Genomic DNA, 13,531 nt, shown 5'->3' with positions numbered 1-13,531 from the left:
GAGATTGTATGTTTCATTACACTGTCGAAACCAAACAGAGCAGTCAGGAAGCCATTCAATCACTGGAAAAGCAATTAAGCGAAGAGCAGTTCGGTGTCCTATGGCAGTTTGATCTTCAGGGGAAGCTGCAGGAGAAAGGACTGGATTTTAGTCAGCCGTATCATGTGCTTGAAGTATGCAACCCGAAAGAAGCAAAAAATGTGTTAGAACAAAACAGTCTGGCCGGTTACTTTCTTCCATGTAAGATTGTCGTGTACGAAGAAAAAGGCAGCACGAAAATCGGAATGCCTAAGCCGAGTGCGTTAGTTGAAATGCTCGAGGATGAAGAAGTTAAAAAACTGGCAGCCGATATAGAGCAGCGATTAATAAAATGTATGGATCATGCTGCGGTATAATAACGATTGAGGAAAAAGTGAAAAACAATTAATCAAAAAAAGGTTGGAACAACACTCAAAAATTTTAAATACTGAGTAAGTAATGATCAATAGTATGTGGTGAGCGGAGCGGAAGGTGGCGACTCCACAGGATATGACGGCAAGCTGAGACTTTACAGGGCAAAGTCCTGGAAAGGCTCAGCGCCGTCCCTGCGAAAAGCGTCCGCCTGAAGTGCAGTGAACCGGTCAAAGAGCTTGAGACACTTGTCCCTTGCTCTTTTTTTGTTGGTACACATTATTATATAGAAAAAACCTGCTTTTTAAAAAACTGACAGCCGATGCTTATGGCATAGAAAGAAAATTCCAACATAAACATGGAGGATGATGATATAGAAAGGGGGATCCGGCAATGTGCGGTATTACAGGGTGGGTGGATTGGAACAGGGATCTCATGAAGGAAGAAGCAGTGATGAAAAAAATGGTGCAGACGCTGGGAAAAAGAGGACCTGATGCATCAGCTGTAAAGAAAACTCCTCGTGCACTTTTAGGCCATACCCGTCTTGTTGTCGTGGATCCGGCGGGCGGTGCTCAGCCTATGAGCAGGAACAAAGGGGATACGGAATATACTCTCGTTTACAATGGCGAGCTTTATAATACAGAGGAAGTCCGTGCAGAACTGATTAAAAAAGGATATCATTTTCAATCCCATTCGGATACAGAGGTGCTGCTCACTGCTTATATAGAATGGAAGGAAGAATGTTTAAGCTATTTTAATGGTATTTTTGCATTTGCCATTTGGAATCATTCAATAGAAGAGTTATTTCTGGCCCGTGATCGTCTGGGGGTTAAGCCATTATTTTACAGACATGAAGGATCGTCTTTCCTTTTTGGCTCGGAGCTGAAAGCGATACTTGCCCATCCGGATGTAAAAACAGAAATGAATGAAGAAGGGCTTCAGGAATTGTTTGGTTTAGGGCCGGCACGTACACCAGGAAAAGGCGTATTTAAAGGGGTTAGTGAACTTCGTCCTGCCCATGCAATGGTCTTCAGACGAAATGGCTTGAAAAAATGGCGGTACTGGAATGTGAAAAGCGAAGAGCATCCACACTCTGTCGAAGAAACTGCCAAGCATGTACACGACTTATTGAAGGATGCGGTGGAGCGGCAATTAGTGGCAGATGTACCGGTATGTACATTTTTATCAGGCGGAGTCGATTCGAGTGCAATCAGCGCATTTGCTTCGAGCTTCATGCAAAAAGAAGGAAGGGGTGCCCTCAGCACCTATTCAATCGACTATGAGCAAAACAGTCACTACTTTAAAGCAAGTGCTTTTCAGCCAAACGAAGATGGACCTGCTATACAGCTGATGCAGCATTTTTTGGGTTCTGCTCATCATACCTCTGTCATGAGCAACGAACTGCTGGCACAGCGGCTTGAAGACGCCATGACTATGCGTGATCTGCCGGGAATGGCCGATGTGGATTCATCTCTCTTATGGTTCTGTGAAGAAATAAAATCTAATTTCACAGTTGGGCTGTCAGGAGAGTGTGCTGACGAAATCTTTGGCGGCTACCCATGGTTTTATAAGGAAGAAATGCTGCATGCCGGGCAGTTCCCCTGGATGAGATCGCAGAAAGAAAGAGAAGGCCTTTTAGTGCCGGAGTGGAAAAATAAACTGCATTTATCTGAGTATGCTGAAAACCGATACAAGGAAATGATCGCGGAAACCCCATATCTGGACGGGGAAACAGAGACCGAAATGCGCCGGAGAGAAATGTCCTATATTAATATGATTTCGTTTATGACAACACTGCTCGATCGTAAAGACCGCATGAGCATGGGAGCAAGCCTTGAAGTCCGTGTCCCATTTGCGGACCATCGGCTGGTTGAGTATGCGTGGAATATTCCATGGAATATGAAAATGCTTAATGGCCAGGAAAAAGGAATTTTGCGTAAAGCACTGGAAGGTACTCTGCCGCTGCAAATTTTGTACCGTAAAAAAAGCCCTTATCCAAAAACGCATCACCCTGTATACACAAAAGCAGTAACAGCCATGCTGCAGGACGTTATAAATCGTCCGTCCTCTCCAATCTTGACCTTTTTCTCTCACAAAAAACTGCAGGAACTAATTGATACGCAAGGATCTTCTTTTCAAGCACCATGGTTTGGCCAGCTCATGTCCGGTCCGCAATTGATCGCGCATTTAGTACAAATGAACAGCTGGTTTGAAAAGTACGAGGTGAAGATTGTATGAAATCGTATAGTTTGAGTACTAAAAGGCCGGGACCCATGCGTTCCGGCTTTTTTTGTGTTTACACTGCACGTCCTATAAATAGTAAAATTAAGGATGGAAAAGGAAAGATTAAACAGGTAGGGTTATTTTAAAGAGGAGGAATAGAATGTACCAATATTACAAAGGGCTGATTATAAGAGAGGGCACGTCCGGTGTGCCTGCAGAACAAGTCAAGAAGCTTTTTGAAGAGGCAGGCTGGGTCAGAGGTGTTCCAGAATGGCAGATGGAGAAATTTTCTTTACTATTTGAAAATTCCGCGTGGGCATTTACCGTCTGGAGCGGAGAAGAAATGGTGGGAATGGTACGGGTCATTTCAGATAAAATTATGGCAGGAAATATTATGGATCTTGTCGTTCAGAAAAAGTGGCAGGGAAAGGGAATAGGGCAAAAGCTTGTTTCACTTTGCGTGGCAAAACTTCCTCATGGTGACTGGTTTGCTCATACTTCTGCCGATAATTTTACCTTTTACAAACGATGCGGCTTTGAAGTGAAGGATCTAAAAAAGAATGGAACATGTGCTTATTATGGCTACATACAAGCAAAAAAAGATGGAGATCGTCTATAAAAGCTCAATAATTTTTCTGAATTTTTTGCAGCAGAGTTTACTTTTGCTCTGCTGCAAAAAAGGCTATGGTCTTATAATCAACTGGTAAAAGTGCACATCCTGCCACTGGTTAAACTTATAGCCCACCTCTTTAAAACACCCTGCAAATTCAAATCCAAATTTCTCATGAAGTCTTACGCTTGCCGCATTGCCGCCTGTGATTCCTCCGATGACAACATGGTGGTCCTGCGATGCTGCACGCTGTAAAATCTCCTTCATTAATAAATTTCCGATCCCTTTTCCCTGAAAGTCAGGAGAAATATAAATAGACAGCTCTACTGTATTGGAATACGCTTCTTTATCTCTAAAAGGGCTCAGGCTGCTGTAACCCGCGATCCTGCCATTGAGTTCTGCAACAATTAAGGGATGCCGGCCCCCGTATTTCTCAAACCACGTCTGTCTTTCTTCAAGTGTTTGTCTGCGTAAATCAAATGTCGCGACCGTTTCTTCAATGGCCTGGTTATAAATTGCTGCCATTTCTGTAAGATCCTGCTGTGATGCTTCTCGTATGCTGACCATATGAATCCCCCATTAAACAGATTTCCTTTCTTATTCTACTCTAAAGTGGCGCAGACGGACAAAGGTTTTAAAACAGGGGCTTTCTTTTCTACATAAAGGAATTCATAAAAATCTTGAAAATGCCTACTCTAATGATGTACGCATTCAGAAGAACGATGCCATTTGGCCTGTTTTTTTATGGGCAGAGTATTCAAGTGCATAACTTGTCGAAAACGGGGTATAGGAAAAGGAACTGATGACAAGTATCATACTTACACACCTTTCCTAATCACGGAAAATCGATGGATGAACGGAGATAACCGATGAACTTACAAAACTTACTACAAGAAAAAATAGGACTTCTCAGGCAATACGGTACATTGGTGGAACCTATTACCTCAATTGCATTCGATTCCCGGAATATTATAAATGGCTCTGCATTTTTTTGTATCAAAGGAGAAAATGCAGACGGACATGATTATATTGTTGAAGCGATCGAAAATGGCGCCATTCTAATCGCAGGAACAGATGCTGGCCAATTTGAAGTGCTCAGCAAAGAGTACCCTGCCTGTACCTTCATCCTCGTTCAGGATGTTCGTTATGCAATGGCTCATTTTTCTATTTTCTTTTACAATCACGTACATGAAAGTCTTCAAACAATAGGTGTAACAGGCACGAATGGAAAAACAACGGTGGCTACCTTTGTCCGTTCATTATTAAACCAGCTGGATGTGCCGGCGGGTTCAATTGGAACGAATGGCATCTGCTCTTCCAAAGGACAGATTACGTTTAAAAAAAGCACCCCGACAACGCCGGAAGCTCCTGACTTGCACCATATCTTTCAGCTCCTTAGCGAAGAGCAGGACCAGGCTGCGGTAATGGAGGTTTCTTCCATTGCGGTAGACCAGAAACGAGTGGAAGGGATTCATTTTGACATCGCCATTCATACAAATTTATCTTCAGAGCATTTGGAGTATCATAAAACCTTTGAGCATTATAAGGAAGCAAAAATGAAGCTTTTTAAACAGGCGAGCCGGTCCATCATCAACTATGACGATGAAGGCATGGGCAGAGATCTGATTAATGCGGCACAGGGTGAAGTACTGACTTACAGCTTGAAGCCATCCTCTAAAGCTGATTTAATCGCGGATAAAATCCATGTGACGGAAGAAGGGACGTCTTTTGAACTGGTATATCGGAACCGTTCATATATCGTCCATTCAACTGTTTTTGGGGATTATAATGTAGCGAACTTACTGACGGCAATCGGGGTTGGAATCTTTAATGGTTTTGACATCGAGACGATGCTTCCTGCGCTTGCACAAATTGAAAATCCGGCAGGACGCTTTCAGGTTATTGATCAGTACGGGGAAAGAAAGATTATTCTGGATTATGCCCACACACCGGTTGCTTTGGAAAATTTAATTGAAGAAGCCAAAAAACTTGATCACCGAAAGCTGATTGTTATGATCGCGGGTATAGGAATACGGGACTTTAATAAAATGCCTCTGATGGCAAAAACCATTGAAGGAAAAGCGGATAAAATAGTCGTGACGGTTGACCACCCTGGATTTTATGATCCTGAAAAAATTGTAAACCAGGTTATGACAGGATTCTCAGATCAGACAGCTTCAAACATTTATACTTCATTAACGAGAGAAGAAGGAGTCATCACGTCCCTTGAGCTTTCAGGCAATGATGACATTATCATTTTAACAAGCGGATGCATCAATGGTGCTCAGATTGTAAAAGGAAAAGAAATCCCACACTCGGATGAAGAAATCATTCAGGACTATTTTAGCGAAATTAGTTATATAGGTGAAGATACCATTGGCACTTTATACTAAAGGGCTCAAAAATAAGCTTATAAAAAATATGAAGAATGTCTTCTAAGCCCTGCTGAAGACATTCTTTTTTTATTTGATTGGAAATGGAGGGGCTGAGTCAGAGATTCAATTCGTTTGCAATCAGACGATACGATTTGAGTCTATCCGCGTGACGATAGGTATTCGTAATAATCAGGAATTCATCAATCCCATACTTTCTGCTTAGTTCTTCTAACTCTGCTTTAACCCTTGCAGGTGTGCCAACAATTGCTCTTCTCCGATTGTGAGTGATTTTTTTTTGATCCTCTTGAGATACAGTTTTTGATTTAATTTCTTCAAGCGATGGCACTTGTGTATCTCCTTTTTCTAATCCCAACAGCCACATATCCTGGCTTAATGCTATTTCTTCTGCTTCCTCTTCCGTTTCTCCGCATGCCACAAACACGCAGGCATTCACCAGTTCCTTTTCAGGCTCTTTCTTAAAGTGTTCACGATAAGCTGTAAGAGTGGCTTCCCATTTATCGGGATTTATGAAATGGCCAAATGTCAGGCCTAACCCCTTTTCTGCGGCAAGTTTTCCACTCGAGGGCGATAAACCAAGGATCCAGATAGGAGGGGCATCTCCTGCCCGTGGAGTTGCCTTGACCATTCGATAAGGATGTTGTTTAGGAAGGTCATTTTGCAGGAAGCCGATCAGATCATCCACCTGTCTGGGGAACTCGTCAAGATTATTCTCCCCTCCATCGGTTAAGGCGCTCCTTGTACGTTCTGTGCCGCCCGGTGAACGACCGATGCCTAAATCTATCCGTTCAGGGAAAAATGCCTCTAAAGATTTGAACATTTCTGCCACCTTTAAAGGACTGTATTGAGGAAGGAGCACTCCACCGGAACCAACCTTGATTTTTGAAGTTTCCGATGCAATCCGGGTTATCCAAAGTTCTGGTGAGGCGCTTAACAGCCCATTTGTATTATGGTGTTCGGCAAACCAGTAGCGGGTATAGCCCAGTTTTTCTGCTTCTATAGCCAGCTCAATTGTTTGTTCGATGGTCTTCTTTACTGTCTGACCTTTTGAAAGAGGGACCTGATCCAATATTCCAAGTTTCATCATCAAAACTCCTTGCTTTTATAGAAGTAAAATCTCGAATTTGTTCAACAAACATTTAGTAAAGAAATACTATTAGTATGCCATGTTTAAGAACAAATCTCATGCATGACGTTTTCCTGTTTTCTAAAAAAGCAAAGAGAGGAGAGGTTGACTCTGCTAGAACGATTAAGTCGAAAGTAGGTATTTCTAACCTAATTTTATAATTTTCTAAAAAGTTAGTTTGTTTGCTGGATAAATTAAGTAGGCGTTGCTATACTGTTTTTTGAAAGCCCTTACTTTTTAAAAAAATTCAAGACGATTGAAAGGAGTGGTAACCGAAAATAGTGTTGATTGCAGCTAGAGTGTTAGAGTCAAACATTTAATTTAACATCTATCCATTATTGTAGAGAAAGGAATGGTCAAATGATAAATATTGCGATTATTGGTACAGGTTCCATTGCTTCTTCCCATGTAAATGGATATAAAAAATTAAATAAAAAAAGCACGATCACTGCACTGGCGGATATCTATCCGGAGAATGCAAAAAAAATAGCTGAAGAACACCAATTAAATGTGAAGATTGTCGAGGACTACCGGGAGCTTCTTGGGGATCCGGATATTCATGCAGTATCCATCTGCACACCTCCTTTTACACATAGTGAAATTGCGATTGCCTGTTTGAAGGCAGGTAAGGATGTACTCGTAGAAAAACCGATGGCCTCTTCTTTGAAGGAGTGCGACGAAATGATTAAAGCAGCAGAGGAAAACAATAAAATTTTGTCTGTTGTTGCACAAAACCGTTTCTTAACGCCTATTATGAGGCTGAAGCATGTCCTCGAGCAGAAACTGGTTGGGAAAATTGCGCATGCTCAAGTAGATTCCTTTTGGTGGAGAGGGCACAGCTATTACGATTTATGGTGGCGGGGGACGTGGGAAAAAGAAGGAGGCGGCTGTACGTTAAATCATGCAGTACACCACATCGACATGCTTCAGTGGATGATGGGACAGCCTAAATCCGTTACAGCTGTAACGACGAATACGCTGCACGATAATGCTGAAGTGGAGGATCTGTCAATCGCTATTTTAAGCTATGATAATGGATCTCTTGCTCAGGTGACGAGCTCTGTCGTTCATCATGGTGAGGAGCAGCAGCTTATTTTCCAGGGGGAAAAAGGCCGTGTATCTGTTCCATGGAAGGTGACAGCTGAAGCAGGAAGAGAAAATGGATTTCCGCTTGAAAAGAAGAACACTGATTTTGAAAAAACAGTTCATGAGGTGTATGAAAACTACCCTGCGCTCGAATATGAAGGACACACCGGGCAAATTAATGATTTTCTGACGGCGATCGAAAATGGAGAGAGCGTTCTGGTTGACGGATCACAGGGACGCCAGACATTGGAAATTATTATGGCAGTCTATGAATCAGCAAGTACTGGACGAACCATTCAATTGCCTTTAACTGAATCCAATCTATTTTATGACCGTGCCGGTGTTCTTGAAAATGCGATCCATTATTACGAAAAAACAAAAACCGTAAAAGGCTTTGAAGATAATGAAATTACGACTGGCGGTCAATATTAGTTTCTATTTTAAGAGGAGGAATGATGAATGTCTAATCAAGCAGATGGAATGAATTACGCACCGAAAGGAAAACCAAATAAAGTAGTCGAGGATGGAGAATTTTCATTTGGCATTATCGGCCTCGACCACGGTCACATTTATGGCATGTGCTATGGGCTCACTGAAGCAGGGGGACAGCCAGTCATCGTTTATGATGAAGATGAAGAAAAAATTCAACAATTCATCAAAGCGTTTCCTCATGCGAGAGCAGCGGCATCCGAAGAGGAAGTGCTGGAAGATCAGGAAATCAAATTGATTGCCAGTGCCAGTATTCCGTCTTTAAGGGGTCCGTTAGGCTTGAGAGTGCTGGATCATGGAAAAAATTATTTTGTGGACAAACCAGCATTTACTACAAGTGAACAGGTGGAAGATGCAAAAAAGAAAACGAAAGAAACCGGCTTGAAGTGGGGGATTTATTATAGTGAACGCCTGCATGTGGAAAGTGCCGTTTTTGCAGGGCAGCTGATTGACCAGGGAGCCATCGGCAGAGTCGTTCAGGTCATCGGAACAGGGCCTCATCGTTCGAACACGAAAAACAGACCGGAATGGTTTTTTGACCCGGTATACTTTGGAGGGATTCTGTGCGATATCGGAAGCCACCAGATTGAACAATTTTTATTTTACACAGGCGCTAAGGATGCAGAAGTTCTGCATAGTAAAGTGGCTAACTATTATCATAAAAAATACCCGAAATTTCAAGACTTTGGAGATGCCACTCTTGTTGCGGATAACGGGGCCACTTTTTATTTTCGTGTAGATTGGCTGACGCCTGATGGTCTCGGAACATGGGGAGACGGAAGGGCCATTATTCTTGGAACAGAAGGCTACATCGAAATTAGAAAATACATTGATATTGCAAGAAGCCCTTCCTCGAATCATTTATATCTAGTGAATCAGCAGGGAGAAAAGCACTTTGAACTTTCTGGTAAAGTCGGTTTTCCGTATTTTGGTGAATTTATTCTTGATTGCCTGAATGGAACGGAAAATGCTATGTCGCAGGAACACGCTTTTAAAGCGGCGTCACTCTGTATTGAGGCACAGGAAAAGGCAGTAGTAATTGAGTCTTCCCAAGCCGCATCCCAAATTGGGTCCGAGTAAACTTGGAATAGAACCGACCTTTGCTGCGCATGATTGCATTTTGTGACAATGGAATTGACAGGAGAAAAGATCACCGTTAAACTTTGTTTAACTATTAAACTATTGAATATTCAAAAAACTCATTTAGATAAAGGAGGATCAGATTGACTTCTTTTATTCATGAAGATTTTTTACTATCGGGTTCGTTTGCTAAAACGCTCTACCATGATCATGCAAAATCCCTTCCTATCATTGATTATCACTGTCATCTTCCTGCGGAGGAGATTGCTGAAAACAAGCCGTTTTCCAACCTGACTCAAGTATGGCTGAATGGGGACCACTATAAATGGAGGGCGATGAGAAGCACAGGAGAAAAAGAACTTGCGATAACCGGAAATGTAAGCGATTACGATAAATTCAAGGTCTGGGCTAGAACAGTCCCGGCATGTGTCGGAAACCCATTATATCACTGGACTCATATGGAGCTTAAAAGATATTTTGATATTGATTTGCTTCTGAGTGATGAGACGAGCGATGAGATATGGAATAGATGCAATGAAATGTTATCTCAGCAGAACTTCGCCCCTCAACAATTGATTACGAGATTTAACGTTGAAATGATAGGAACTACAGATGATCCGCTGGACGGGCTTGTCTATCACCAAAAGCTGAAAAAACAGGATGATTTTAAAACTGAGGTTCTGCCCTCGTTTCGACCGGATCCTTTACTTGACGTCAGCCAGCCGGCCTTTCATCAATATGTGGATGAGCTGCAAGCAGCAACGGAAATCACGATCAGTCAATTTGATGACTTTTTATCAGCGGTGAAAAAGAGGATCGACTTCTTTCATGAAAATGGCTGCAGAGTGTCTGACCATGGGTTTGAATTTCTTCCGTTTGAAGCCTGCACGAAAGCTGAAGCCGCAGCAGTTTTTGAAAAAGCGAAAGAGGGCATACCTCTTACCGGTCTGGAAATACAAAAATTCAAAACCTACACATTGCTATTTTTAGGAGAACATTATCATTCTCTGGATTGGGTGATGCAGCTTCATATTGGCGCATTGCGAAATACCAATGCAAGAAAGTTCAATTCATTAGGTCCAAACACTGGGTTTGACTCCATTAATGATTTTCAATTGGCTAAACCGCTTAATGCTTTCCTGAACGAGTTGGATAAACACAATCAACTGCCAAAAACTATTATTTATTCATTAAATCCCATTCATAATTATATAGTGGCCTCTGCTGCCGGTAATTTTCAGGATGAAAACATTAAAGGGAAAGTACAGATGGGTTCCGGCTGGTGGTTCAATGACACTAAAGATGGAATTCTTGCTCAAATGACAGACCTTTCAAACGTAGGACTCTTAAGCAATTTTATTGGAATGCTGACAGATTCCAGAAGCTTTTTATCCTTCCCGCGCCATGAATACTTCAGAAGAATTTTATGTAATATGATCGGTGAATGGGTTGAAAAAGGAGAACTTCCACGCGATCAGCAGCTGCTTGGAAAATTGGTCGAAGACATCAGTTATTTTAATGCAAGACAGTATTTTAACGTTAAACAAACATCACCAACCGGATTTTAAGCAGGAGAAGAGAAAGGGTGAAAAAGTTGCTTGCCATAAGCGAAAGTCTGAACGGAAAAGTAGCAGTAATTACCGGGGGCGGCGGTGTTTTATGCAGCTGCATGGCCCGGGAACTGGCCAGACAGGGAATGAAAATCGTTATTCTCAACCGTACGATTGAAAAAGCCGAAAAAGTGGCTAATGATATTCAGCAGGCTCGGGGAGAAGCTCTTGCTATACAGTGTGATGTAGTGAATCCCGAAAGTGTAAGAGAAGCCGCTCAAATGGTCCTCGATTCTTACGGCGGCTGCGATGTGCTGATTAATGGAGCGGGAGGAAATCATCCGGACGGCAGCACTTCGAAAGAGACGCTTAACCGGGAGGATTTGGGTGACGAAGCCATTACCACTTTGTTTGACCTGACAAAAGAGGGGTTTGAATATGTTTTCAATTTGAATATCGTAGGCACGCTCATTCCTACGCAAGTTTTCTCAAGACAGATGATGAAAAAAGGCGGCGTCATCCTTAACATCTCTTCCATGAGTGCTCCAAGCCCGATGACAAAGGTGCCGGCCTATAGTGCGGCAAAAGCCGGAATCGAAAACTTTACAAAGTGGAGTGCTGTACATATGGCGGAAGCGGGAATCAGGGTCAATGCGATCGCACCGGGGTTTTTCCTGACCGCACAAAACCAGGCACTGCTTCAAAATGAGGATGGCACTTACACAGCTAGAACAGAGAAAATACTTGCCCATACACCAATGAGAAGACTGGGAAAACCGGAAGATTTGCTTGGTACGCTGGTCTGGCTGATTGATAACGAGGCAAGCGGGTTTGTAACGGGGATCAGTGTACCGGTCGACGGCGGCTTTATGTCCTATTCGGGTGTGTAACTGCAGGCTTTCCGTCGCTCACATGATCTGATGAAAATCCTAAGGTGAAAGGCAGATAAAGGAGAGGAAGTATGGAGAAGAAAGTTATTACATTTACTACTACCAAAAAAATGAATAAAAACTGGCAGTATTGCATTGGCACCGGGAGACTGGGACTTGCCCTGCAAAAAGAGTATCTGGACCATTTAAAACTGGTGAAAGAAAAGATCGATTTTCGTTATATACGTGGTCATGGTCTTCTGTCGGACGACATAGGAATTTACAGGGAAATGGTCATTGATGGGAAACCAGAGCCTTTTTATAATTTCACGTATATAGACCGGATTTTTGACTCATTTCTTGAAATGGGAATCCGCCCCTTTATCGAGTTTGGCTTTATGCCAGGATTACTGGCTTCAGGTGATCAAACGGTTTTTTATTGGAAGGGTAACGTAACCCCTCCAAAAGACTACGAAAAGTGGGAAAATCTGATTTATGCAGTTGTCTCTCATTTCACAGAGCGCTACGGTATCGAAGAGGTTTTAACATGGCCATTTGAAGTCTGGAATGAACCTAATCTGACTAACTTCTGGGAAAATGCGGATAAAGAAGAATATTTCAAACTGTATAAATCAACAGCACTGGCCGTTAAAAGGGTGCATCCGGACCTGCAAGTAGGTGGTCCTGCTATTTGTGGAGGGGCGGACGAATGGATTACGGATTTTCTTCTTTACTGCAAAGAAAAAGAGGTGCCGGTAGATTTCGTCAGCAGGCATGCTTACACCTCTCATCCGCCTCATAAAGTGACACCTGACTATTATTATCAGGAACTAGCAGAAAACACCGGCATGCTGGATCAGTTTAAAGCGGTTAGAAACAGGATTAAGGAGTCGCCATTTCCAGATCTTCCGTTTCATATTACCGAATATAATACATCTTACAGTCCCATTAATCCTGTCCATGATACAGCCTTTAACGCAGCTTACTTAGCCAGAATTTTAAGTGAAGGCGGAGATTACGTCGATTCCTTCTCTTACTGGACATTCAGCGATGTATTTGAAGAAGCTGATGTGCCCAAATCACAATTTCATGGCGGCTTTGGTCTGATTGCATTGAACGAAATTCCAAAACCAACCTTTCATTTATTCCATTTCTTCAACGAGTTGGGTGAAGAACAGGTTTACCGGGATGAGCATTTGATTGTGACAAAAAAAAAGAATGGAGGTCTGGCAATCGTTGCCTGGAACTTGTACAATGAAATAGAGGGTGATGGAAAGAGAACATTGTCACTGGACATTCAGCTTGATTTTTCTGAAATTTTTATGAAACGTCAACGAGTACACGAAGAAAAAGCGAATCCATGGAAAACCTGGAAAGAGCTTGGAAGACCGCGGTTCCCTGACAAAAAAATGATTCAAACTCTGCGTGAAGCATCTGTTCCGGAACTGATCACTTCAAGAGTGAATATAACCAGCACCAGCAGCCATCTCGAACTGGATCTCGAACTTTTAAAGAATGAAGTAACATTAATTGAATTGGAGCCGGTGAAAGACGAGACAGCAGCTTATCCTGAATTGGATGACCGGTTGATCACCTCAAATGTAGAAGTATAGTCATTATATTTTTTTGCTGTCAAAACTACCATTCTAGTATTCTAGAATTTCAAACTGCCGGAACAATGTGAATGGTTAACTGACAAATGTCTTATTAGGGTC

At 42.3% G+C, this 13,531-nt stretch carries 11 protein-coding genes; 9 read left to right on the top strand and 2 right to left on the bottom strand.

From position 1 onward, the window contains the following. The first annotated feature begins 8 nt into the window (after positions 1–8). From P6709_RS08920 to P6709_RS08910, 3 genes are all read left to right on the top strand, one after another. Complete coding sequence (locus P6709_RS08920) at positions 9–395, top strand: DUF302 domain-containing protein (RefSeq protein ID WP_278240570.1); 387 nt, start codon at positions 9–11, stop codon at positions 393–395. Between the two features lie 388 nt (positions 396–783). Continuing rightward, positions 784–2,628, top strand: a complete 1,845-nt coding sequence (gene asnB / locus P6709_RS08915) for an asparagine synthase (glutamine-hydrolyzing) (RefSeq protein ID WP_278240569.1) — start codon at positions 784–786, stop codon at positions 2,626–2,628. Positions 2,629–2,773: 145 nt separating this feature from the next. Further along, positions 2,774–3,232: a GNAT family N-acetyltransferase gene (locus tag P6709_RS08910; protein WP_278240568.1), complete on the top strand. Its 459-nt coding sequence runs from the start codon at positions 2,774–2,776 to the stop codon at positions 3,230–3,232. 63 nt (positions 3,233–3,295) lie between these two features. Here the strand turns inward: P6709_RS08910 and P6709_RS08905 are convergent, their stop codons facing one another. Further along, entirely contained in the window at positions 3,296–3,790 is a 495-nt protein-coding gene (locus tag P6709_RS08905) for a GNAT family N-acetyltransferase (protein WP_278240567.1), read from the bottom strand. 302 nt (positions 3,791–4,092) lie between these two features. Here P6709_RS08905 and P6709_RS08900 point away from each other — a divergent pair, with 302 nt between their 5' ends. Continuing rightward, positions 4,093–5,616 carry a UDP-N-acetylmuramoyl-L-alanyl-D-glutamate--2,6-diaminopimelate ligase gene (locus tag P6709_RS08900; RefSeq protein ID WP_278240566.1) on the top strand — a complete coding sequence of 508 codons (1,524 nt, stop codon included), beginning with the start codon at positions 4,093–4,095 and terminating at the stop codon, positions 5,614–5,616. 97 nt (positions 5,617–5,713) lie between these two features. Here the strand turns inward: P6709_RS08900 and P6709_RS08895 are convergent, their stop codons facing one another. Further along, positions 5,714–6,700, bottom strand: coding sequence for an LLM class flavin-dependent oxidoreductase (locus tag P6709_RS08895; protein WP_278240565.1), 987 nt, complete (start codon positions 6,698–6,700; stop codon positions 5,714–5,716). A gap of 402 nt (positions 6,701–7,102) precedes the next feature. Between P6709_RS08895 and P6709_RS08890 the strand changes: the two genes are divergently transcribed. From P6709_RS08890 to P6709_RS08870, 5 genes are all read left to right on the top strand, one after another. Further along, positions 7,103–8,260, top strand: coding sequence for a Gfo/Idh/MocA family protein (locus P6709_RS08890; RefSeq protein ID WP_278240564.1), 1,158 nt, complete (start codon positions 7,103–7,105; stop codon positions 8,258–8,260). A gap of 27 nt (positions 8,261–8,287) precedes the next feature. Further along, positions 8,288–9,397 carry a Gfo/Idh/MocA family protein gene (locus P6709_RS08885; protein ID WP_278240563.1) on the top strand — a complete coding sequence of 370 codons (1,110 nt, stop codon included), beginning with the start codon at positions 8,288–8,290 and terminating at the stop codon, positions 9,395–9,397. A gap of 143 nt (positions 9,398–9,540) precedes the next feature. Continuing rightward, positions 9,541–10,965: a glucuronate isomerase gene (gene uxaC, locus P6709_RS08880; RefSeq protein ID WP_278240562.1), complete on the top strand. Its 1,425-nt coding sequence runs from the start codon at positions 9,541–9,543 to the stop codon at positions 10,963–10,965. 26 nt (positions 10,966–10,991) lie between these two features. Continuing rightward, positions 10,992–11,837, top strand: coding sequence for an SDR family oxidoreductase (locus P6709_RS08875; protein WP_278241058.1), 846 nt, complete (start codon positions 10,992–10,994; stop codon positions 11,835–11,837). Positions 11,838–11,908: 71 nt separating this feature from the next. Further along, on the top strand, positions 11,909–13,429 hold the full coding sequence (locus P6709_RS08870) for a GH39 family glycosyl hydrolase (RefSeq protein ID WP_278240561.1): 1,521 nt from the start codon (positions 11,909–11,911) through the stop codon (positions 13,427–13,429). Positions 13,430–13,531 lie beyond the last annotated feature (102 nt).

This window comes from Jeotgalibacillus sp. ET6 (genome assembly GCF_029667115.1).
GTDB lineage: Bacteria > Bacillota > Bacilli > Bacillales > Jeotgalibacillaceae > Jeotgalibacillus.
Note: the sequence above shows the minus strand (reverse complement) of the source record. Positions and strands in the feature narration are given on the sequence as shown.

Bases quoted from the DNA above. Each gene is read 5' to 3' on its own strand.
- P6709_RS08920 (WP_278240570.1), top strand. From the start codon at position 9: ATGTTTCATTACACTGTCGAAACCAAACAGAGCAGTCAGGAAGCCATT.
- asnB (WP_278240569.1), top strand. From the start codon at position 784: ATGTGCGGTATTACAGGGTGGGTGGATTGGAACAGGGATCTCATGAAG.
- P6709_RS08910 (WP_278240568.1), top strand. From the start codon at position 2,774: ATGTACCAATATTACAAAGGGCTGATTATAAGAGAGGGCACGTCCGGT.
- P6709_RS08905 (WP_278240567.1), bottom strand. From the start codon at position 3,790: ATGGTCAGCATACGAGAAGCATCACAGCAGGATCTTACAGAAATGGCA.
- P6709_RS08900 (WP_278240566.1), top strand. From the start codon at position 4,093: ATGAACTTACAAAACTTACTACAAGAAAAAATAGGACTTCTCAGGCAA.
- P6709_RS08895 (WP_278240565.1), bottom strand. From the start codon at position 6,700: ATGAAACTTGGAATATTGGATCAGGTCCCTCTTTCAAAAGGTCAGACA.
- P6709_RS08890 (WP_278240564.1), top strand. From the start codon at position 7,103: ATGATAAATATTGCGATTATTGGTACAGGTTCCATTGCTTCTTCCCAT.
- P6709_RS08885 (WP_278240563.1), top strand. From the start codon at position 8,288: ATGTCTAATCAAGCAGATGGAATGAATTACGCACCGAAAGGAAAACCA.
- P6709_RS08870 (WP_278240561.1), top strand. From the start codon at position 11,909: ATGGAGAAGAAAGTTATTACATTTACTACTACCAAAAAAATGAATAAA.